The organism is Brevundimonas sp. LF-1 (assembly GCF_037055305.1).
GTDB classification, from domain to species: domain Bacteria; phylum Pseudomonadota; class Alphaproteobacteria; order Caulobacterales; family Caulobacteraceae; genus Brevundimonas; species Brevundimonas sanguinis.
Map to the genome: position 1 here is coordinate 2,462,494 of NZ_CP146349.1, position 21,406 is coordinate 2,483,899.

Annotated in this window: 16 protein-coding genes, 1 tRNA gene and 2 pseudogenes; 12 read left to right on the forward strand and 7 right to left on the reverse strand. The window is 67.6% G+C overall.

What is annotated here, in order from left to right:
- Positions 1 to 26 precede the first annotated feature (26 nt).
- Positions 27 to 908 (reverse strand): septal ring lytic transglycosylase RlpA family protein, encoded by an 882-nt coding sequence (locus V8F63_RS13635; RefSeq protein WP_392353664.1) that lies wholly within the window; start codon positions 906 to 908, stop codon positions 27 to 29.
- 138 nt (positions 909 to 1,046) lie between these two features.
- Here V8F63_RS13635 and V8F63_RS13640 point away from each other — a divergent pair, with 138 nt between their 5' ends.
- Together V8F63_RS13640 and V8F63_RS13645 are read left to right on the forward strand one after the other, a co-directional pair.
- Complete coding sequence (locus V8F63_RS13640) at positions 1,047 to 1,979, forward strand: DMT family transporter (protein ID WP_253121129.1); 933 nt, start codon at positions 1,047 to 1,049, stop codon at positions 1,977 to 1,979.
- A gap of 64 nt (positions 1,980 to 2,043) precedes the next feature.
- Positions 2,044 to 2,133: transfer RNA gene (locus V8F63_RS13645), tRNA-Ser, on the forward strand.
- A gap of 260 nt (positions 2,134 to 2,393) precedes the next feature.
- On the opposite strand, the pseudogene V8F63_RS13650 reads toward V8F63_RS13645, so the two are convergent.
- The 6 genes and pseudogenes from V8F63_RS13650 to V8F63_RS13675 form a co-directional block, all read right to left on the reverse strand.
- Positions 2,394 to 4,515 (reverse strand): annotated as a pseudogene (locus tag V8F63_RS13650) (M13-type metalloendopeptidase).
- A gap of 35 nt (positions 4,516 to 4,550) precedes the next feature.
- Positions 4,551 to 6,019: pseudogene (locus V8F63_RS13655) on the reverse strand (DUF885 family protein).
- A gap of 14 nt (positions 6,020 to 6,033) precedes the next feature.
- On the reverse strand, positions 6,034 to 6,240 hold the full coding sequence (locus V8F63_RS13660) for a hypothetical protein (protein ID WP_392353665.1): 207 nt from the start codon (positions 6,238 to 6,240) through the stop codon (positions 6,034 to 6,036).
- Positions 6,192 to 6,365, reverse strand: a complete 174-nt coding sequence (locus V8F63_RS13665) for a hypothetical protein (protein WP_392353666.1) — start codon at positions 6,363 to 6,365, stop codon at positions 6,192 to 6,194. Before V8F63_RS13665 ends, V8F63_RS13660 begins: the two co-directional genes overlap by 49 nt.
- A gap of 35 nt (positions 6,366 to 6,400) precedes the next feature.
- Positions 6,401 to 8,470: a M13 family metallopeptidase gene (locus V8F63_RS13670; RefSeq protein ID WP_392355105.1), complete on the reverse strand. Its 2,070-nt coding sequence runs from the start codon at positions 8,468 to 8,470 to the stop codon at positions 6,401 to 6,403.
- Between the two features lie 54 nt (positions 8,471 to 8,524).
- Positions 8,525 to 10,243 carry an aspartyl protease family protein gene (locus V8F63_RS13675; protein ID WP_392353668.1) on the reverse strand — a complete coding sequence of 573 codons (1,719 nt, stop codon included), beginning with the start codon at positions 10,241 to 10,243 and terminating at the stop codon, positions 8,525 to 8,527.
- A 232-nt stretch (positions 10,244 to 10,475) separates the two neighbouring features.
- On the opposite strand from V8F63_RS13675, the gene V8F63_RS13680 reads away from it, so the two are divergent.
- The 10 genes from V8F63_RS13680 to V8F63_RS13725 all read left to right on the forward strand — a co-directional run bounded on the left by V8F63_RS13680 (position 10,476) and on the right by V8F63_RS13725 (position 21,213).
- Positions 10,476 to 11,258 carry a helix-turn-helix domain-containing protein gene (locus tag V8F63_RS13680; RefSeq protein ID WP_392353670.1) on the forward strand — a complete coding sequence of 261 codons (783 nt, stop codon included), beginning with the start codon at positions 10,476 to 10,478 and terminating at the stop codon, positions 11,256 to 11,258.
- 44 nt (positions 11,259 to 11,302) lie between these two features.
- Entirely contained in the window at positions 11,303 to 13,744 is a 2,442-nt protein-coding gene (locus V8F63_RS13685; protein ID WP_392353672.1) for an alkaline phosphatase D family protein, read from the forward strand.
- A gap of 111 nt (positions 13,745 to 13,855) precedes the next feature.
- Positions 13,856 to 14,305, forward strand: coding sequence for a hypothetical protein (locus tag V8F63_RS13690; protein WP_392353673.1), 450 nt, complete (start codon positions 13,856 to 13,858; stop codon positions 14,303 to 14,305).
- Positions 14,302 to 14,784 (forward strand): nuclear transport factor 2 family protein, encoded by a 483-nt coding sequence (locus tag V8F63_RS13695; RefSeq protein ID WP_392353675.1) that lies wholly within the window; start codon positions 14,302 to 14,304, stop codon positions 14,782 to 14,784. Before V8F63_RS13690 ends, V8F63_RS13695 begins: the two co-directional genes overlap by 4 nt.
- Before the next feature lie 24 nt (positions 14,785 to 14,808).
- Positions 14,809 to 16,878 (forward strand): M3 family metallopeptidase, encoded by a 2,070-nt coding sequence (locus tag V8F63_RS13700; protein ID WP_392353677.1) that lies wholly within the window; start codon positions 14,809 to 14,811, stop codon positions 16,876 to 16,878.
- A gap of 93 nt (positions 16,879 to 16,971) precedes the next feature.
- Entirely contained in the window at positions 16,972 to 18,069 is a 1,098-nt protein-coding gene (locus tag V8F63_RS13705; protein WP_392353679.1) for a serine hydrolase domain-containing protein, read from the forward strand.
- A 186-nt stretch (positions 18,070 to 18,255) separates the two neighbouring features.
- Complete coding sequence (locus V8F63_RS13710; RefSeq protein WP_392353681.1) at positions 18,256 to 18,465, forward strand: hypothetical protein; 210 nt, start codon at positions 18,256 to 18,258, stop codon at positions 18,463 to 18,465.
- Positions 18,462 to 19,280 (forward strand): TonB-dependent receptor plug domain-containing protein, encoded by an 819-nt coding sequence (locus tag V8F63_RS13715; protein ID WP_392353683.1) that lies wholly within the window; start codon positions 18,462 to 18,464, stop codon positions 19,278 to 19,280. Before V8F63_RS13710 ends, V8F63_RS13715 begins: the two co-directional genes overlap by 4 nt.
- Positions 19,223 to 20,896 carry a TonB-dependent receptor gene (locus V8F63_RS13720; RefSeq protein ID WP_392353684.1) on the forward strand — a complete coding sequence of 558 codons (1,674 nt, stop codon included), beginning with the start codon at positions 19,223 to 19,225 and terminating at the stop codon, positions 20,894 to 20,896. The genes V8F63_RS13715 and V8F63_RS13720 overlap by 58 nt, the downstream gene beginning before the upstream one ends.
- An 8-nt stretch (positions 20,897 to 20,904) precedes the next feature.
- Positions 20,905 to 21,213, forward strand: a complete 309-nt coding sequence (locus V8F63_RS13725) for a hypothetical protein (protein WP_392353686.1) — start codon at positions 20,905 to 20,907, stop codon at positions 21,211 to 21,213.
- The last annotated feature ends 193 nt before the right edge of the window (positions 21,214 to 21,406 follow it).

The window sequence follows — 21,406 nt, forward strand, 5'->3', positions numbered from 1 at the left end:
GACCCGCGCGGCGGACGCAAGACCCGTCAGCCGCCTATCAACAGGGCGTCGCTGAAACCGCGGGCAATCACGGCCTGACGCGCGCGCTCCGCGGCCGTCGCATCGGGCCAGGGTCCGACGACGACGCGAAACAGGGTCCGGCCGTCTCGATCGAGGTTCTGGATGGAGGCTCGGTCGCCGAGGCGGCGCGCGACCTGATCCGCGCCGCGCCGATCCGAATAGGCCCCGGCCTGCACCCAATAGGCGGCGGCAGGAGCAGCGTAAGACGGAACAGGCTGAGGCGCAGGCGCCTGTGCGGTTGGCGGCGCCGTCGCGACTTCATAATAAGGGCGCGGCCCCGCGTCTCGGCTCGGCGCGGCGTCGGCGCGGGCCGGCGTCGCCTCTGCGCGCTGCATCGGCGTCCCGCCGCCCTGGCGCGGGGCCCGGCCGACATAGCGGACCCGCACTTCGCCCACGCCCTGATTCAGCAGGCCCAATTCCTCAGCCGCCCCGCGCGACAGGTCGATGATTCGCCCGTCGACGAAGGGGCCGCGATCATTGACGCGCAGGATCACCCGACGCCCGTTCGCCCGGTTGGTGACCTCAACCAGACTGGGCAGCGGCAGGGTCTTGTGAGCCGCCGTCAGGCCGTTCATGTCGAAACGCTCGCCCGTCGAGGTCGAGCGGCCGTGGTGATAGGAGCCGTACCACGAGGCCTGACCCACCTCGTCATAGTTGGGCTGTTCCTTCGGGTGATACCAGCGACCGCGGATCTGATAGGGCCGCATGGTTCCCGAAACGATCGGCGCAGGGTCCGTGACGACAGGCGGCTTCAGCGGCGCCTCGCGCCCTCCGCCCAGGCTGGCGCACGCCGCCAGGGTCGAAAAGGCGGCGGCGACGACCACCGCTCTCAGGATCCTGGCCCACATGTTTCAACGCACTCCGACCGACTGACAGACCTTGCTTATGCGGCCGAACGGTTTCCGGTTTGGTTAACGTCGCGTTTGCGCTTATGAGCGCGGCGGAACGTCGCGCGCCTTCTTCCCTCCCGCTCGCTGAAGCCGATCTTGACCCCATCGCTGTATCAGACCCGTTCCGGCGTCTTCATTCTCGCTACTTTGTGCTGCGCGTTGTGGGGCAGCGCCTTTCCCGCTGTGAAGGGCGGCTACGCCCTGCTGCACATCGCGAAAGACGATATCGCCAGCCAGTTGCTTTTCGCCGGGTGGCGGTTCGCCCTGGCGGGACTGATCCTGTTGTTCGTCGCCGCCGCGTTGAAGAAGCCGGTGCTGAGGCTTGAGCCACGCCAGACGGCGCAGGTCGCCCTGCTGGGCCTGACGCAGACGGCGATCCAGTACGTCTTCTTCTATATCGGCCTGGCGCACGCGACCGGCGTGAAGTCGTCGATCATGAACTCCACCAGCGTCTTCTTCAGCGTGGTTCTGGCCCACTATCTGTATGCCGACGACCGCCTCAACGGGCGAAAGGCGCTCGGCTGCCTGATCGGCTTTCTGGGCGTGGTCGTCGTCAATCTGGGCGGGGCCGGCCTAGGGTTCGACTTCAGCCTGCTGGGCGAAGGCTTCATCGTCATCGCCGCCTTTGTGCTGGCGGCGGCCTCAATCTACGGCAAGCGCGTCTCGCGCCAGTTGGATCCCATGATCATGACGGGCTGGCAGCTGTTCATCGGCGGCGCCGCCCTGACCGGCGCCGGGTGGGCGGCGGGCGGCCATCTGGAGGCGCTGAACGCCGCCTCGGCCGCGCTGTTGCTCTATCTGGCGCTGTTGTCATCGATCGCCTTCGCCGTATGGAGCGTGCTGATGAAGCACCATCCGGTCGGCCTGATCGCGGCCTTCAACTTCCTGATTCCCGTCTTCGGCGTGACGCTGTCCGCCGCCTTCCTGGGCGAGTCGATGTTCAAATGGAGCTATCTGATCGCGCTGATCCTGGTCTGCGGCGGCATCTGGCTGGTCACCCGCTCCACACGAGCCGCGAGGCCGGCCTGACGCGCTTTCCGCTTGGATTGCGGACAGCTTTACGGCTATGCACGCGAGCGCGCCGAGTCGCGCTGGACAGGTGGCCGAGTGGTTTAAGGCAGCGGTCTTGAAAACCGCCGTAGGTGGAAGCCTACCGTGGGTTCGAATCCCACCCTGTCCGCCACGCACGTTGTTTTTATTGAACTTTTCCTGCCCCCGAATTACCCATCTGAGTTTACTTGGGGCGAGGCCGCGGCGGTGGTTCATAGGCTACGCAGAGCGTAATCGCCCAAAGAAACTGCCGCATATCCAGAGTCCCGGCGACACCGGCGACCTCACATCACGGAAATCAGGTTCCTGACTAGCCGTGCAGGGCATGTTCCGATGACGGATCGAAGCGCCCCTCACGGCTAGTCTGCTCGTAATGACTAGCGAGCTATGTAATCACCAAATTCTTACGCGATCGGCCGGTTTAAGGTAGAAGCGCGTGCCGGATTTGACTTTGAAAGCATCATACCAGGCGTCGACGTTTCTAACGGATCCGATGACACGGTACTCGGGCGGACTATGCGGCCCCCGCGCGATCTGGTTCTTCAGCGCATCCTCGCGATACTTCGATTGCCAGACCTGAGCCCAACCGTAGAAGAACCGCTGGTCGCCGGTGACGCCGTCGATCACCGGCGCCGGCTGGCCCTTCAGCGACAGGTGGTAGGCCTCAAGCCCGACGGCCGTGCCGGCGGCGTCGCCGATGTTCTCGCCCATGGTCAGGCTGCCCTGAATGTGGAAACCCGGCAGAGGCTCGAACTCGTCATACTGGGCGCCCAGGCGCGCGGTCAGACTATCGAAATTGGCCTTGTCCTCGTCCGTCCACCAGTTGCGCAAAACGCCGTCGCCGTCAGACTTGGAGCCCTGGTCGTCGAAGCCGTGGCCGATCTCGTGACCGATGACGCCGCCGATGCCGCCGTAGTTGACGGCCGGGTCCGCGTCCGGGTCGAAAAAGGGCGGCTGCAGGATCGCCGCGGGGAAGGCGATTTCGTTGTTCACTGAGCTGTAATAGGCGTTCACCGTCTGGGAGTCATTCCCCATTCCTCCTTATCCACGGGCCGGCCCAGCCTCGATACGTCGTCTTGCCATTCGAAGCGCGCCAGCCTCTGAGCATTGCCGAACAGGTCGTCGGCTTTGATCTCCAGGCCCGAATAGTCTCGCCACTTGTTCGGGTAGCCGATCTTGACGGTGAATTTCTGCAGCTTCTCCTGAGCCGCCGCCTTGGTCTCGGCGCCCATCCAGGTCAGGTTGTCGATGCGGTGCGACAGGGCGGTGCGCAGGTTGGCGACCAGCTCTTCCATCTTGGCCTTGGATTCGGCCGGGAAGTATTCGGCGACGTACAGACGACCCGCCGCCTCGCCCAGGGCGCCTTCGGCGAAGCTGATGGCGCGCTTCTCGCGGCTGCTTTGCTCCGGTTGCCCGTCCAGATCCCTATACCGAAACTCCCAGTGAGCGTCGGCAAAGCGCTGCGAAAGATAGGGAGCGGCCGCGTCCGCAGTGTGGAACGCCTGCCAGGCCTGAAGGGTGGCCACCGGCGTCTGAGCGAAGACGGCGGCGATCTTGGGCATGGCCGTGTTCTGACGCACGATCAAGCGGTCGATCGAGCCCAGGCCGGCGGCGTTGAAATAGCCGTTCCAGTCAAAGCCCGGCGCATCGGCGGCCAGGGTCTGGATCGAGTATTCATTATAGGTCTTGTCGCGATTGCGGTTCTCGATCGGGGTCCAGTGGGCCTGGGCGATCCGATCTTCCAGGGCGACGACGGCGGCGGCCGAACCGGCCGGGTCAGCCCAGCCGATGTGGGTCAGCAGCCGCTCGATATAGGCCTGATACTTCTCCTTCTTGTCGGCGAAGCGGGCGTCCAGATAGTAGTCGCGGTTGGGCAGCCCCAAGCCGCCCTGGCCCGTCGTCACGGCGTAGCGGGTCGGGTTCTTCTGGTCGATGGTGATGCCGGTGCCGAAGAAGGAGCCGCCCACGCGGCCCTGCGTCTGGCCCATGTAGGCGGCGATCTTCTCATGGGTGTCGGCGGCGCGGATAGCGGCCAGATAGGGGGCCAGCGGCTGGGCTCCCAACGCCTCGATGCGGGCCTCGTCGATGAAGGCGCGGTAGGCGTCGGCGATCTTCTGCTCGTCCGAGCCGGGGGCCAGGTCGGTGCGCGCGGCCAGATCCGTGACCAGCTTCTTCATGCGGTTGTCGGACAGTTCGCGCAGCAGTGCGAACGAGCCATAAGAGGTGCGGTCCGAGGGGATGGTCAGTTGATCAACCGCCGCGCCGTTGGCGTAGCGGAAGAAGTTGTCGCCAGGATCGACCGAGGTGTCGCGGCCCGACAGGTCGAAGCCCCACGTCCCGTATTTCGGCGCCTCGGTTCCCTGCCAGCCCGAGGCGCCGCCTTGCGCCGCCGGGGTCTGGAATAATCGAAGACGCTGCACGCCTGGTCAATGCAGGCGTGATCATGTCCGTCCTGAGCCAAGGCGGCGGCAGCCAGAAGCGCGGCGGCGGCCGCTCCTACGAGCAGTACTCTCATCAAGTCGATCCTTTGCTAATGTAGAGCTCTTCAGCTCACGTTGATGCGGTGAGGTGCGACGCCAGCACCGTCATGGGCATCGGTCCGGACATCACGACGCGGTCGTGGAAGGTCTTGAGCGAGAAGCCGGGACGGCGCTCGGCTTCGGCCCGCAGGCGGGCGATCTCGATCTCGCCCAGCTTGTAGGCGCAGGCCTGGCCCGGGGCGGCGCAGTAGCGTTCGATCTCGCGCGCGGCGCGGTTCTCGGGCTCGGCGGCGGTGGCGATCATGTAGCGGATCGCCTCCTCGCGGCTCCAGCCCTTGGCGTGCAGGCCGGTGTCGACCACCAGGCGCGCGGCGCGGAACAGGAAGCTCTGCAGATAGCCGATGCGGCCGATGGGATCGTCGTCGTAGAAGCCCATCTCGTCGGCCAGCCGCTCGGCGTACAGGCCCCAGCCCTCGGAATAGGCCGAGAAGCCGGTCAGGCGGCGATAGAGCGGCAAATCCCCGCCTCGCGCGCCAGGGCGCCCTGGAACAGGTGGCCCGGAGCCGCCTCGTGATAGGTCAGGGTCTTCAGGCCCCAGCGCGGCCAGTCCGCCGTGTCCTTCAGATTGATGTAGTAGATGCCCGGCCGCGTCCCATCCAGGCTGCCCGCCGAGGCGTAGCCGCCGGGCGCCCCGCCCTCGATCTCGACCGGGATGCGGCGGATTTCGAAGCCGCCGCGCGGCACGGTGGCGAAGACCTCGGGCATGCGCGCCCGGACCCGCGCCATCTCGGTCTCCAGATAGGCCAGAAGCTCGGCGCGCCCAGCGTCCGTATTGGCGAAGAGAAAGCGCGGCTCGCGGTTCAGGGCCGCGACCCGCGCGCCGACCGTGCCCTTGGTATAGCCCTCGGCCTTCAGCAGGCCGTCGAGGCGGCCGGTCAGCTCGGCCACCTGATCGCGGCCGATGCGGTGGATCTCGTCCGCCGAATAGGCCGTGGTCGTATAGGTCTTCAGGTTCAGGGCGTAATAGGCCTCGGGGTCCGGCAGGCGCAAGCCGATCCCGGCGTTGTGGACGGCGCGGGCGCGATGGCGCTCCAGGGCCGCGATCTGACGCGTCAGGGCCTGGCGGATCGGCCCCTCGAACAGGGCGACGGCCGCCGCCTCGGGATCGTCCAGTCCTTGTTCGCGCGCGCGGCGCGTCAGCGAGCGGATCATGGCCTTGTCCCTGGCCTGGCCGTCGCGCAGGGCCTTCAACTGGGCCAGGGCGCCGTCCAGCAGGAAGTCGGGCGGCACGATCCCTGCGGCGGCGTTGGCCTCGGCCCGGTCGGTGTCCTGGTCCAGGGCCTTGGCGAAGGCGGCCATGCGCGACAGGGCGGCGTCGACATCCTGCGCCGTCTTCACCGGATGCTGGGCGTCCAGGAAGTCCGGCGTCATCGAATAGACGCCGCCGATCTGGCTGACGATGTAGGGGCTTTCGCGCCAGCCTTCGGACTTGTGGAAGGGGAAGGCCCGATAGGCCGCCGTGCACTCCAGCTGGAACACGGCGATGTCGCGGCTCAAGCGAGCCTCGGGGAGAGGGACGCCGGATCGACCGCGCGAACGGCGGCCAGGTCGGCCGCCGCCTTGTCACGGCCCGCCACGGCCGCGGCCTGCGATCGGTCGGCCAGCTTGAAGCGCTGGGTCGCGCGCGCGCCGACGTCCAGGCCGAGGCCCGTCACCAGTTCGGGAGCCCGGTCCAGCCAGGCCTGAAGCTGGGCGTCCAAAGGGCGTCCAGCCGCGCGTCCGCGTCCTTCGCCCCCGCCCAGACCGGGCCGGTGGCGGCCGCCAGCGCCAGGCCTGAGCCCGCCGCCAGCACGCCGCGCCGGTTCATGCGCCTTGCGTCAATCATGAGTACTCTCCCCTCTTTCTCGTTTCAGCTTCCGCTCACCACACCGGCACGCGCTTGGCCGGAGCGAGGTACAGCGCCTCGCCGGGCTGGACGTCGAAGGCGGCGTACCAGGCGTCCAGATTGCGCGCGGCGTCGGCGCGATAGGGGCCAGGCGCGTGCACGTCGGTCAGCAGGCGGCGGCGCAGGGCCGCGTCGCGGTAGCGGCTGCGGTAGTTCTGGGCCCAGCCCAGGAAGAAGCGCTGGTCGCCGGTGAAGCCGTCCAGCACCGGCGCCTCGGCGCCCTTCAGCGACAGCTTCCAGGCGTCGTAGGCCGCCGACAGGCCCGCCACGTCGGCGATGTTCTCGCCCAGGGTCAGCCGCCCGTTCACCGAGGCGTCGGCGAAGGGTTTGTAGGCGTCGTACTGGGCGATCAGCAGGTCGGTGGCGGCGGTAAAGCGCGCCTTGTCCGAGGCCGTCCACCAGTCGCGCAGCCGCCCGCGCGCGTCGAACTGCGAGCCCAGGTTGTCGAAGCCGTGGGTGATCTCATGGCCGATCACCCCGCCGATGGCGCCGTAGTTGACCGCCGGGTCCGCGTTCGGGTCGAAGAAGGTCGGCTCCAGGATGGCCGCCGGGAAGATGATGGAGTTCTGCGAGGGGGCGAACAGGGCGTTCACCTCCTGCGGGACCATGAACCACTCGCCGCGATCGACCGGCTGGCCCAGCTTGGCCAGCTGGCGGCGGTATTCGAGCAGGCTCGACCGCTCGAGATTGCCGAAGGCGTCGTCGGCCCGCACCGTCAGGCTGGAATAGTCGCGCCATTTGTCAGGATAGCCGACGCCGACGCGCATGGACTTCAGCTTGGCCTGGGCCTCAGCCTTGGTCTCAGGCGACATCCACTCCAGCCCCTCGATGCGGCGGGCGAAGGCGGCTTTGATGTTGGTCACCATGGCCTCGACTTCGGCCTTGGCCTCGGGCGGGAAATAGCGGGCGACGTACATGCGGCCCACGGCGTCGGCGAGCGCGCCATTGGTGGCCGCCACCGCCTTCTTCCAGCGCGGCGACTGCTGCGGCGTACCCGACAGCGCCTGGCCATGGAAGGCGAAATGCTGGTCGACGAAGGCCTTGGACAGCCAGGGCGCGGCGCGGTCGACGGCGTGGAAGGCCAGGTAGTCGCGCCAGGCCTCCATCGGCTCGGACGCGGCCAGCGCCGACAGTCCGGTCACGGCGTCGGTCTGCCAGACCTTGATCGTCTGCGGTTGGGCCAGACCTGCGGCGGCGAAGAAGGCGTCCCAGTCCAGGCCCGGCGCGCGCTGGGCGAACTGGGCCTTGGTCCAGGTGTTGTTCGCCTTCTGCACGTCGCCGGTGTCCAGCTGGCTCCAATGGCTGCGGGCGATGCGGGTCTCCAGCGCCATGACGCGGGCGGCGCGCGCGTCGGCCTGGTCCAGGCCCGCCAGGCGCAGGGTCGCGGCCACATGGGCCTGATACTGGCGGCGCAGATCGGCGAAGCGCGGGGCCGGGTCCAGGTAGTAGTCGCGGTCCGGCATCCCCAGCCCGCCCTGCATCAGATAGGGGGCGTAGCGTTCGGGCTCGTCCAGGTCCTGGGCCACCCACAGGCCCAGCGGCCGGTCGGTGTAGTAGTTGGTAGCGTTCAGCGGATCGACGTCGGCCCGCATCACCCCGCCCAGATAGGCCGACAGGCCGCGGCGGTCGTTCAGGGCGGCGATGCGCGCCAGCTCGGCCTGGATCGGCTGGACGCCCTTGGCCTCCGCCGCCGCCGCATCCATCAGGCTGGCGTAGAAGTCGGCCACCTTGGCGGCGTCCTTGTCCTTGCCGGCCCGCGCCTGGGTGATCAGCTCCAGCACCCGGCCGTCGGCCTTCTCGGCCAGGACGCCGAAGGTGTTCCACACCGAGCGGTCGGCCGGAATCTCGGTCGTCTTGACCCAGCCGCCGTTGGCGAAGGCGAAGAAGTCGTCGCCGGGCCGCACCGTCCGATCCATGCCCGCGGCGTCGAAGCCGAACGTCCCATAGACGGGAGCCTTACGCTCGGCCCGGCCCGCGTCGGGGCTGGAGCAGGCGGTCAGCAGGCTGAGCGCCGAGGCGGCGGCAAGGACGGTGCGCAGGTTCATCTTCACGGTTTCCTCCCGGTTGGATCCGGTTCTGTCGGGTGCGGCGCCGAAGCGTCAGAAATAGTCGGCCAGGGTCAGGGCGCGGCGCTCCCCGCCCTCCAGCGTCAAGGTCACGGTGCGCCCGGCCGCAGCCTCGCCCCAGTGGTTCTCGGGGTCGATGCCGCCGCCGTCGATGTCGACGATGACGTCGCCGGCCTTCCATCCGCCCGCCTCGGCCGGAGAGCCCGGCGCGACGAAGCGGACGACGCGCTTGCCGTCGCGTACGATGGTGTTCAAACCCGAGCGGTCGCGCGCCAGCGGCCTGGCCATGTCCGGCCCGGGCAGCAGGAACAGCCGGTCGCCGCCGAAGTCGATCATCAGGCGAAAACGCGACAGGATCGGCATGCCGACGTTGGCCGCCGCGTCTTCGCGCGCCCACACGCCTTCGCCGCGCACGGTCGCCGGCACGCTCTCGAACACATGACCGCCTATGCTGAGGCTGTTCAGGTTGAACAGAACCGCCGGCGCCGCGCCGCCAACCCCGCCCGCCATGACGGCCGAGACCCGCCGTCCCTCCGCCAACCGCGCCTCGGCGGCGTAGCCCGGAAACAGGGCGATCGGCGTACCGTTGCCCAGGTCGAACATCGCCATGACGGTCGGGCCGTCCTCGATGACCACAGGCAGGGCGCGCAGGCCGTTGACCGGCGTCAAGGGCAGTTCGATCGTGCCCGGCGGCGGCGCGAAGGCGTCGGGCGCCACCAGACGGATTCGCCGCGCGGCGAAGTCGATGTCGGTGATCGCCTGGTTCATCATCTCCTTGCCCAGCAGAACCGGGACGGGGCGGCCCAGAGCCTGGGTGATCGGCGACAGGTCCATGACCGCCACGGTCACGCCCTTCAACTCCGCCCCGCCCAGACGCACGTCAAAGCCGGGCGCGATAGAGACCGTCTCGCTGCCTCCGGTGCCGATGGCGGTGACCCCGCCCTGACCGACCAGCCCGATCTTCTCGGCGAAGGCGCGGTCGACGACGGTGACCTCCGCCCCGCTGTCGAGCATGGCGTCGACCGTCTGGCCCTGGATGGTCACGGGGATGAAAAGGCGGCGCTGCGAGAACAACTCGAAATCCAGCCACCCGCTGTCCGTGCGGCCGGGATCGAAGCGGACCACCTGCACGGCCGCAGGCCGGGCGAAGACGGCGTCGTCCAGCGCCGGGTTCACCGTCAATCTGTCGATCGCAATGTGGCCGTCATTATTATCGTCGCTGTCGTCCACCGCCTGATGGAAGGGCATACGTACGCCGTCGACCCAGCGCCAATCGGAATAGAGGACCGTTCGGCTCTCGCCCGGCGCACTGACGCGCACGCCGCACAGGGCGCCGTCCATGCTGTCGATGAGCAACTCGTAGAGCTGACGCCCGGCGTCAGCCGCTACGGGCACACAGGCCCGCCCGTCCACATCCTCAGCCGCGCCTACTCTGGGACGCGCGCCGCGCGGCAGCTGGCCCAGCATCAGGGCTGCGGCGTTCAACGCCTCATCGGCCTGCTCGCGCGACAGGGTCTCGATCTGGCCGCTCATTGTGCGGCTCCAGCCCCCGACCTCGGTGGCGCCCGTTTCTTCATGCACCGGCCCCAGCTCATCCGCTTGCCGATAGCGTCGTACGCCATCCGGGCCGACGGCGAGCCAAGCCCGCGTTACGCCCTGCAGGCCCGCGGTGGTCACCGTTCCAGACAAGCTGAGCCCCATGAGGCCGTCCAAGGCGCTGCCGCCGCGCCAGGCGGCGTGGCGCTGCAGCAAGGCCTCGGCGGACGGGGACGCTTCCGCAAGCGCAGGGACGGCGGTCGCCAGGACCGCGGCGGATAGGAGGAGAGCGGAAATCTTCATACGACGATAATGACTAGTAGCATCGACTAGTCGTCAAATGAGAAATCTGTAATGATGAAATTGTGTCGACGACATTACGCCGATTTCACTTCCCATAGCAGCTAACGCAACTAGGCTTATGTTCATGTCGCCTGAAGAGACCCTCATGCCCCTGGGCTTCACCGAAACCGAAGCGCTCGCCTATTGCGAGCTGCAGCGCGCCGGGCCGTCGACCGGCTATCGGATCGCTCAGGGCATCGGTAAGGCGCAGGCCAATACCTATAAGGCGCTATCGACGCTGGTGCAGAAGGGCGCCGTCATCGATGACGGCGGCGAGCCCCGCGCGTTTCGTGCGGTGGCTCCGGATCAGCTGATCAGCGCCCTGAGAGGGCGTTTCACCGACCAGGTACACGCCGCTGCCGACGCCTTGGCCCGGCTCAAGTCGCCCGAGCCCGAGGATCGCTACTATCAGCTTCGCTCGCCGGAGCAGGTCTGGACCCAGGCCGAGGCCATGATCGATGCGGCGACCGAGACGGTGCTGTTCGATTGCTTCCCGCAAGTCGAAGCGCGTCTGGCGCCTGCCTTCGCCCGGGCGGCGGCGCGCAGCGTCGCGGTCATGGGCATTGTCTATGACGAGGCGCACAGCCGCGCCCGCGACTATCAGGTCATCCGTTCGCGGACGGCGGAAGGCGTCCTGGCGCGCTGGCCGGGAGCTGCATTGCGATTGGCCTGCGACGCCTCCGAACATCTCCTCTGCCTGCTCGCTCACGACCTGTCTGAGGTCCGTAACGCCCTGTGGAGCGACAGCATCTATCTGGCGGTCCACGAACATTACGCCTTGGCGGCCGAGCTTCGTCTTCACGCCCTGCCGCTCACCGAACCCAAATCGCACCTCAACTCTCCATCGCCGGCCTTCATCCGCCGGGGCTGCGCCGCTTGCTGGGCATGACCGCCGACAGCAGCGGCGCGGACTCATGACCGGGTTCCCTGACAATGCCTGCTGCCGACCGTCGTGAACTCCTCGCCGCCGCTGCGGCCTCCTTCGGGGCCGCCGTGGTCTTCGCCGGCCCCGTCCGCGCCGGATCGGGGGCCGTGCGTCCGGCGCCCGAGCGCTTCCCCCAGGGCGTAGCCTCGGGGGATCCGCAGCCGGACAGCGTCATCCTGTGGACGCGCCGACCGCCGGTCGAGGGACGGGACGGCGGCGCCCTGACCGTCGAGGCGGCCGAGGACGAGGGCTTCCGCCGCGTCGTCGCCCGCGCTGCGGTCACGCCGCTGGAAGCCGCCGACTGGACCTGCCGGGCGCTGGTCGCCGGGCTGAAGCCGGGGCGAGTCTACTGGTACCGCTTCATCGACGCCGACGGCGGGGCCAGCCGCACGGGCCGCACCTTCACCGCCCCGGCCGACACCGACGCCGCGCCCGCCCGCTTCGCTTTCGTCAGCTGCCAGAACATCAACCTGGGCTACGCGACGCCCTATCGGCGCATGATCGCCGAGGACGCAGGCAAACCCGAGGCCGAACGGCTGCGTTTCGTTCTGCACCTGGGCGACTTCATCTATGAGATGATCTGGTCGCCCAAGGACCAGGCGACCCTGCAGGGACGCTCGGTGCGCGAGATCGGCCCCCTGCCGACCGGCGCCCGCGTCGGGACCATCCAGGTCCCGACCACCGTGGCCGACTATCGCCATGTTTATCAGGCCTATCTGGCCGATCCCGACATCCAGGACGCGCGCGCCCTGTGGCCTTTCATCTGCGTCTGGGACAATCATGAGTTCTCGAACCGCTGCTGGCAGAGCCAGATCAACTACGACGGCTCGCGCGCGGCCCAGAGCCTGAAGGCGGCGGCCAACCAGGCCTGGTTCGAATACATCCCCGCCCGCGTGCGCGGCGACATCGAAGGGTTGAGGCGCTTCCTGCCGCCGGCGGTAAAGGACGCGCCGCTGATCGATTTCGACGCCGACGGCCTGTCGCATCAGGCGGACAATCAGGCGGCGATCAACAGCCTGCTGATCAACCGCGCCCTGCGGTGGGGCGCCAATGTCGAGCTGATCCTGACCGACAACCGCTCCTTCCGCTCGCAGGCGGCGGCCGAGCGGGCGGACGCCGCCCCCTTCGTCGTGCGCGGCTTCCCCTGGTATGCGGCCCAGGACGCGGTCGAGGCTCTGGACGCCGGCCGCGCCATGCCCGGCGGCGCGCCCGACACGATCCGTTTCGGCGGGCAGGACCTGCCCAACCCGCGCCGCGACGCCTCGCCCGGCAGCATGCTGGGCGCCCGGCAGAAGGCGTGGCTGAAAGAGCGGCTGACCGGCTCGACCGCGCGCTGGAAGTTGTGGGGCAATTCGGTCGGCATGCTGCACCGGCGCACCGACTGGCAGAACCTGCCCGAGGGCGTCGAGGGCGTCGAGGCCGACTGGCCGTCCGAGGGCTACGGCCTCTACGGCACGGACGACTGGTGCGGCTATCCGGCCGAGCGGCGCGAACTGCTGACCTTCCTCGAGGCCGAGGGCGTGACCAATGTCGCCACCCTGGTGGGGGACCGGCACAGCTTCTTCGCCGGCCTGCTGTCCCCGGACGTGCCCCCGCGCGACTATCGCCCGACGGCGGCCGAGTTCGTGGTCGGCTCCATCTCGACGCCGTCCAGCTTCGAGGCGGCCGAGGCGGCCCTGCCGCTGGACCGGCCGCTGTCGCCCTCCTATCTGCATCGCCCGGCCGCGGGCGGGTCGGTGCAGCCGGCCATGAACCTGGCGGTCCGCCACGGCGTGCGAGCCTGCTACGCGCTAAAGACCACCGGTCGGGTCGAGGACGCCCTGGCCGCGTCCAACCCCGAGGTCGCCCCGCACCTGGCCTTCGCCGACCTGGGCGGCCACGGCTACGCCGTCGTCGTCGCCGCGCATGACGCCCTGGAGGTCGAGTTCGTCGCCACGCCGCGCCCGACGCGCCCGGCCGAGGGCGAGGCGGGCATCCCCTGGCCTATCGCGTGGCCCATCGCCTGCCAGCCTGGTCCCCCGGCCAGACTCCCCGTCTGGAGCGCATCCGCCAGGACGGCGTCGCCCCCTTATTCTCGACATCTGACAACCGGAGCGCCCTGGCGTGAGACCCCCTTCGCTCGACTTCCATCCCGCCGACGTGCTGCCGCTGGGCGAACTGACCCTGCTGTGGCGCGAGATTTACGCCAACTATCCCGTCCCCCTGCCCTTCACCGAAGACGAACTCGAGCGCTTCATCTCCATGTCGGCCGTCGATCTGGGCCTCTCGCTGGTCGCAGTCGCGAACGACTTGCCCGTGGGCCTGTCCTTCGTCGCCGCCGCCGGAACAGAGGCCTGGATTGGCGGCTTCGGCGTGATCGACGCCCATCGGCGCACCGGCATCGGCCTGGCGCTGATGCGGCATCAGTGCCGCATTCTGGAGGGTTCGGGCGTGACCGAGACGCGCCTTGAGGTCATGACCGCCAATCGTGCGCGGCGGCTCTACGCCTCGGCCGGCTTCGTCGACCGCCGCCGCCTGCTCAGCTTCAACAGCCCCGCCATGGGCGGGGCGCCGATCCTCTCGTGGTCCTTCAACCCGAGCTGTTGCCCGATCTTCATCGTCGGCTGCATATCGGGGTCAGCGCCGCTCCCTGGCAGCGCAACGAGGCCAACGTCATGCGCGCCGTCGTGCGCGACCGGCTGACCCTGCTCGGCTGGCGCTCAGGCATGGGAATTGCCGCCTATGCCGTGGAGCAAAACTCGGGCGGCGTATCCCGGCTGATCGACGTGGCGGCGGAAAGCAGCCATGCGGCCGAGGCCATCATCGCCTCCCTAGCCGCACGCGTTCGCGGACGCCGCCTCTGCGTCGGCGACGAGCCGGCGGACTCGCCCATCGCCCAGGCCCTGCGCCGCTTCGGCGCCGCGCCGCGCACTCAGAGATACGAGATGATGCGCCTCAGCGCCCAAACCCAGAACCAGGCGTCGACAAGCCCGGCGCCCCGCATCAAAGCCTTGCAGAGGTGTGCCGGATGAAAAGCGTCCTCAATCGGCGTCTGGCCCTCACGATGGCGGCCGGCGCCGCCCTGCTGCCCGCCACGCGGGTCGCCGCGCGCGGCCCCGACGACCGCTGGGCCGAAGGGGTGTTCCAGCTGTATCGCGGCCTGATCAACAGCCACGACTTCGACCTGCTGGAACGCCACGTCATCGCGCCCGACGCCGTCTTCGTCTTCTCGGACCGGCGCGAGGAAGGCATCGCCGCCGTGCGCGCCGGGTTCGAGCGCACCTGGTCCATCCTGCCCGACGAGGTCTATCAGATGACCGATCCCGAATGGCTGATCGACGGCCCCGACGCGGCGGCCTGCGCCTTCCGCTACAGCTATCAGGGGACCCTGGCCGACGGCCGGCCGCTCAGCGGAGGCGGCCAGGGAATCAACCTGTTCCGCCGCGCCGAAGAGCGCTGGCGGCTGACCTTCGAACAACTGACGCCCGACACGCGCACGGCCAAGGCCTGATCGCGCACCCATTACCCGGAGACCATGATGACGACTTCCCCCGCCCTGTCGCGGCGCGGCCTGCTGGCCGCCTCGGCCGCCGCCTCCCTGTTCCTGACCGCCCGGCCCAGCGTGGCCTCGATCGGCGGCGTGACCTTCGTGCGCGACGCCGCCGCCCTGGCCGGCAATCCAGTCTATGCCCCCTGGCCCGGTCCGAACGGCGGGGTTCCGCCTTGGGACAAGGTCAAGGTCGAGCACCTGAAGCCCGCCCTGGTCCAGGCCATGAAGGACCAACTGGCCAACATCGACCGCATCACCGCCAACCGCGCGGCCCCGACCTTCGACAACACCGTGGCCGCCTATGAGGCCTCCGGCCGCGCGCTGGAGCGGGCAGGAACGATCTACAGCGTCCTGTCGTCCAGCCTGTCCACGCCGGAGTTCCGCGCCATTCAGTCCGAGCTGGAGGCCCTGTTCGCCGCCCACGCCAACGCCATCAACCAGAACGCCGCCCTCTACGCCCGCATCAAGGCGGTCGAGGCGACGCGCGAGACGTCCAACCTGACGCCCGAGCAGCAGCGCGTCGTCTGGCTGCACCGCACCGACTTCATCCGCGGCGGCGCCGAACTGTCGCCCGCGGCCCGCATCCGGGTCGGCGAGATCAGCCAGGAGCTGTCGCAGAAATTCACCGCCTTCCGCCGCAACCTGCTGGCGGACGAAGAGACCTGGATCGTCGTCGACGACCGCGCGGCCCTGCGCGGCCTGCCCGACGCCTTCATCGACGCCCTGGCCATGGCTGCCGAGGAGCGCGGACTCAAGGGGCGCTGGGCCATCGTCAACACCCGCTCCTCGGTCGATCCGGTGCTGACCTACGCCGACGACCGCGAGCTGCGTCGCCGTGTCTGGACCGCCTTCGTCATGCGCGGCGACAACGGCGACGCCCACGACAACAAGGCGCTGATCGCCGAAATCCTGAAGCTGCGCCACGAGCGGGCGGGCCTGCTGGGCCACCCGACCCACGCCCACATGCGCCTGCACAACACCATGGCCCAGACGCCCGAGCGCGCCATGACCCTGCTGGAGCAGGTCTGGCGTCCCGCCGTCGCCCGCGTCCACGAAGAGGTCCGCGACATGCAGGCCCTGGCCGACGGCCAAGGCGCCGGGATCAAGATCGCGCCCTGGGACTACCGCTATTATCAGGAGAAGGTGCGCAAGGCGCGCTACGACCTCGATGAGGGCGAGGTGAAGGCCTATCTGCAGTTGGACAAGCTGCGCGAGGCCATGTTCTGGGCCGCGGGGCGCAACTTCGGCTGGACCATCGTCGCGGCCGACCTGCCCGTCTATCACCCCGACGTCACCGCCTGGCAGGTGAAGGACGCCCAAGGCCGCCACGTCGGCTACTTCTATTTCGACCCCTTCGCCCGCAGCGGCAAGCGCTCGGGCGCCTGGATGAACCAGATCCGCAGCCAGGAGCGCTTCGTCGGCGCCGTGGCCCCCGTGGTCTCCAACAACGAGAACTTCGTGAAGCCGGCGCCGGGCCGCCCGGCGCTGATCTCTTGGGACGACGCCACCACCCTGTTCCACGAGTTCGGCCACGGCATGCACGGCCTGGCCTCGGACGTCGCCTATCCGTCCGTCTCAGGCACCAATGTGCCGGGCGACTTCCTCGAGTTCCCCTCGCAGATGTGGGAGCTGTGGCTGTCGGACCGGAAGATCCTCGGCCGCTTCGCCCTGCATCACGAAACCGGCCGCCCGATGCCGAGCGAGCTGATGGACAAGGTCGACCGCGCCCGCCACTTCAACCAGGGCTTCGCCACGGTCGAGTTCCTGGCCAGCGCCATCGTCGACATGCGTTACCACCTGGCCGAGACGCCGCCGTCGGACCCGGCCGCCTTCGAGAAGGCGGTGCTGGCCGAGATCGGCCTGCCGGACGAGCTGGTCATGCGCCACCGCAGCCCGCACTTCGGCCACATCTTCGCCTCCGACAGCTATTCGGCGGGCTATTACGCCTATCTGTGGGCCGACACCCTGGTGGCCGACGCGGGCGAGCTCTTCGCCAAGGCGCCGGGGGCTTCTTCGATCCCGAACTGTCGCGCCGCTACTACGACATCGCCCTGAAGGTCGGGAACAGCCGCGATCCGGCCGAGACCTATCGGATGCTGATGGGTCGCGACGCCGATCCGGCGGCCCTGCTGCGCAAGCGGGGTTCGCATGAGCCTGGCCGTCCTCGCCGCCGCGACCCTGCTGACCGCCTCGCCCGCCGAGGCGGAGCTGCAGGCGGCCGTCGCCGCCCTGCCCCGCTCCTCCGCCGTCCATCTGGAGGGGCGCTGCCTGCCCCAGGGCCGGGGCGCCGCCGTCGGCCTGGCCGACGCGGACGCCGGTCGCCCGATGACGGTCGACACCCCTCTGCGCATCGCCAGCAACACCAAGACCTTCACCGCCGCTACGGCCCTGCGCCTGTGGGAGCAGGAGCTGCTGGACCTGGAAGCGCCGATCGCGGGCCTGATCGACCCCCAGTTGGACGCCCTGTTGCGGGCGCGCGGCTATGACACCGGCCGGATCACGGTGCGCCATCTGCTGACCCACAGCGCAGGCCTTTATGACCACGGCTCGGACCCGCGCTTCACCCAGACCCTGTTCGGCGATCCCGAACGGCGCTGGTCGCGCGAGGACCTGGTGCGGTTGTCGATGAGTTACGCCGGGCCGCAAGGCGCGCCTGGCGAGAAATTCCTCTATTCCGACACCGGCTACATCCTGCTGGGCGACATGATCGAGCGGATCACCGGACAGTCACTGGCCGTCGCCGTGCGCGACCAGCTGGGCCTGGACCGCCTGGGCCTGGCCTCGACCTGGTGGGAGATCATGGAGCCGCCGCCGGAGACCGCGCCGGACCGCGCCCGCCAGTTTCTGGGCGAACGCGAGGCCACCGGCATCGACGCCTCCATGGACCTGTACGGCGGCGGCGGCCTGGTGATGTCGGCGCGCGACATGGCCCGCTTCATGGCCGCCCTGTTCGAGGGCCGCGTCTTCGCCCGGCCCGAGACCCTGGCCGAGATGACCCGGCCCGGCGCCCACCCCGGCGGCGACCACTACCGCATGGGGCTGATGGCCTACGGCGAGGGACGGGCCCAGGCCTATTGGCACTCCGGCTTCTGGGGCACCGTCGCCTACTACAGCCCGGCCAAGGGCGTCGCCGTCGCGGGCGTCACCGTGAACCAGGACGGCTACCGCGCCCTGGACAAGCAGGTTCAGGCCCAGATCGACGGCTTCACCCCCGCCGCGCCCTGCACAGGAGGGATGGGCCGCTGAAGAGCGGCCCTTACTCCAAGTAATGATAAGACAGAATCATGCCTAAATAATGTAATATTACGCATGAAGATGCTATTTTGCATCACTAGTTCGAATTGAACTCGCTAATGACAATTGGTGTTGAAGTAATTTATTTGCAAAATAGCGTTCTCGATCTGCGCTTCTTCTGAAACGCAGGCGTCAACCATGCGTCGCGCAAGCGACCAGATCGAGAAACCCATGCAGTACCAAAAGTCATTCCTAATGGCCGGTTCGGCCCTGGCCCTGACGATGTCCGGCGCCCCCGCCCTGGCGGATGCCGATCAGACCCAGGCCACCAACGTCGAGGACGTGGTCGTCGTCGGCTCGCGCATCCGCCGCGACGTTTATAACTCCCCTCGCCGGTTCAAGTCGTGACCCGCGAGGATGCGACGCTTCAGGGCTACGCCTCGACGGCCGAAGTTCTCCAAGGCACCGCCATTACCGGAGGCGCGACCCAGACGGACAATTCGCGAGCCGGCTTCACCGTCAACGGCGGCGCCGGGGTGAACACCATCGGCCTACGCGGCATGAGCCCCACTCGCACCTTGGTGCTGCTCAACGGCCGACGCGTCTCTCCCGCAGGCACGCGCGGCTCGGTAGGGGCGGCTGACCTCAACGTCCTGCCCAGCGCCATGATCGAACGCGTCGAAGTCCTGCGGGACGGGGCATCGTCCGTTTACGGCTCGGACGCCGTCGCAGGGGTCATCAATCTGCAGACCCGCAAGAACTTTGAAGGCTTGTCCGTCGAAGCCACGGCCAATGTCCCTATGGACGCAGATGGGGCCGGCATGAGCAGCCGCCTGTCCGTCGTAGGGGGTTTGCGCGGCGCGAACTGGCGATTGAGCGGGGCGGCTGATTATTTCGAACGAAATGAAATGACGTTGAGGGATCGCGACTTCACCCTCTGCAACCGCCTTATGCAGCGCAATCCGCAGACAGGGGCCAGCCTCGATTACATCGACCCGAACACAGGGAAGGCCAAATGCTTTCCGACGAACGGCTCAGGGGCCTCGATTAATCTGATCGGCACAGGCACGCGTACAGGCGTCGGCGCCCCGGAGCCGTGGGAACCCAGTTCAACCGCTGGCGCCCAAACTCGGCCGTTGATACCGGGTTTGTCGGATGGGAAGGCGTGGGCGGCACGGGGGTCAACCTCGACGTGCGCGATTCATTCGACGACCGGATGCTGAACCGCTCTCTGATTTCGCCGACCAAGACCCTCAACCTCTACGCCGAAGGCGGCTACGGCCTCAACGCCCTGGGCGACGCTGAACTTTATCTAGAGACCATGTATTCGCGTCGCGAGTCATACCAAACCGGCACGCGGCAATTTAACCCCGACTATGCGGTAGGCAGCCCCCTGCTTCCAAACAGCCTGTCTTGGAGCCGCTACGGCGCCGACGAAGGCATGAGCAAGGGCAAGGACGTCGCGGTCAAGGCGTTCACTCTTGAACAGAATACAGCGCACCAGACGGTGGACTTCCAGCGTCACGTCGTCGGCCTGAAGGGCGACATCACGCGCATGGACGGCTGGCGGTATGATGCCTATCTCAGCTTCGCCCGATCCGACGCCGAATATCGCCAGCCGCAGTATTTGAAGAGCCGACTGTCAGAAGCGCTTGACGTAGTGGTGGGTCCCGACGGCCGGTTCGTCTGTCGCGAACTCGCCAAAAACCCGGGCTGCGTCGCCGCGCCCGCCCTCTCGGCAGCCCTTCTGAAAGGCAAGGTTCCGGCCGACTTCTTCGCTTATGTCTCCCCGGTGGACATCGGCAAGACGAAGTATGAAGAAACCGTCCTGGCCGCCGGATTCGATGGACCGCTCTGGACCTTGCCGGCCGGACAGGTGATGGCGTATTTCGGCGCCGAATACCGTCATGCCTCGCTGTTAGACACTCCGTCTGAAGCGTCGCGCGCCTCCGATATCCTCAACTATACATCCGCAGGCATCACCAAAGGCGATGATTCTGTGATTGAGGCCTTCGGTGAGATTGACGTTCCCCTGCTTAAAGACTTGCCGATGGTTCAGGACCTGAACCTGACCGCGTCTTACCGGTACACCGATTACGATTCGTACGGAGACGACACGACCTACAAATTGGGCCTCTTCTGGAAGACGAACGACTGGCTGAACTTCCGCGCATCCTACGGAACCTCGTATCGCGCGCCGGCCCTTTATGAACAATACGTCGGCGACACCTCCAGTTTCGGCAACGCTCTTTTGGACCCGTGCAACAATTTCGAGAGCAAGGACGCCTACATCAAGGCGAACTGCGCTTCGGAAGGCCTGGCGCCCGGTTTCACACAAAAAGGCAGCATCACCGTCATTCAGCGTGGCGGCGCCGCCACTGGCCTATCCGCTGAAACCAGCAGCAATCTCTCCTTGGGCGCAGTCTTCACGCCGCGCCTTAAGCAAGGCTGGGGCGATCTGGCTGTGGCGGTCGATTACTACGAGATCGAAGTCAATAATGGCGTCTCTCGCCTCGGCTCGGCCAACATCATGACCGACTGCTACGCATCAACGCCGGACGAGTTCAAAGCACGGACGGGGCTCTGCCGTCTGATCAGTCGCGACCAGCAAACCGGATATCTGCGTGTCATCGACTCCTACGTCAATATAGCCACGGATGTCGTCAAGGGTCTGGACTACAATCTGCGCTATCGAAACGACGTCGGCCCCGGCCAGGTCGCCCTCAACGTGGCCGTGAGCTACACGCCCACTCAGGAACAGATGCTGTTCGACGACGAACCCGCAATCAATAGCGCCGGCGATATCGGGTCCCCCGTTACAGCGGCACGGCCGACCTAGCCTATAGCGTGGACAACTGGCTTGTTCGCTGGGGTACCGAATGGGTGGGCGAGATGAGCGGCTACGAACGTCGAAAGCTCGACCCGGCGACGTCGATCTACAACCTGCGGACGCCCAACTATTTCTTGCATCATCTCTCAGCCCAGGTTCGCGCCCATGAATGGACGGCGACCTTTGGCGTTCGAAACGTCTTCAACGTCAATCCGCCCGAAATCTCGGCGACCTCTTGGTACTCCGTGTTTGGAAACGCACCGCTGGTGTCGTCCTATGACTTCGCAGGACGGACGGCTTTCATCAAACTGAGCCGCACGTTCTAAGCGGCGGCCCGGGCAGGTCGGCCAACCTGCCCGGGCATTTCGATCAAGGCGCGCCCTAAGGTTTCCCTAGCCCACCAGCCCTTTCCGACGGCCAAGGCGGTCCCGTCGGGATGCGGCCGCTGAGAATCTCTTCCTCCAACGCCCGGTGAACAGCCTTCAGGCGCTGCAGTTGATTTGCCGCCTGTCTTTGTCC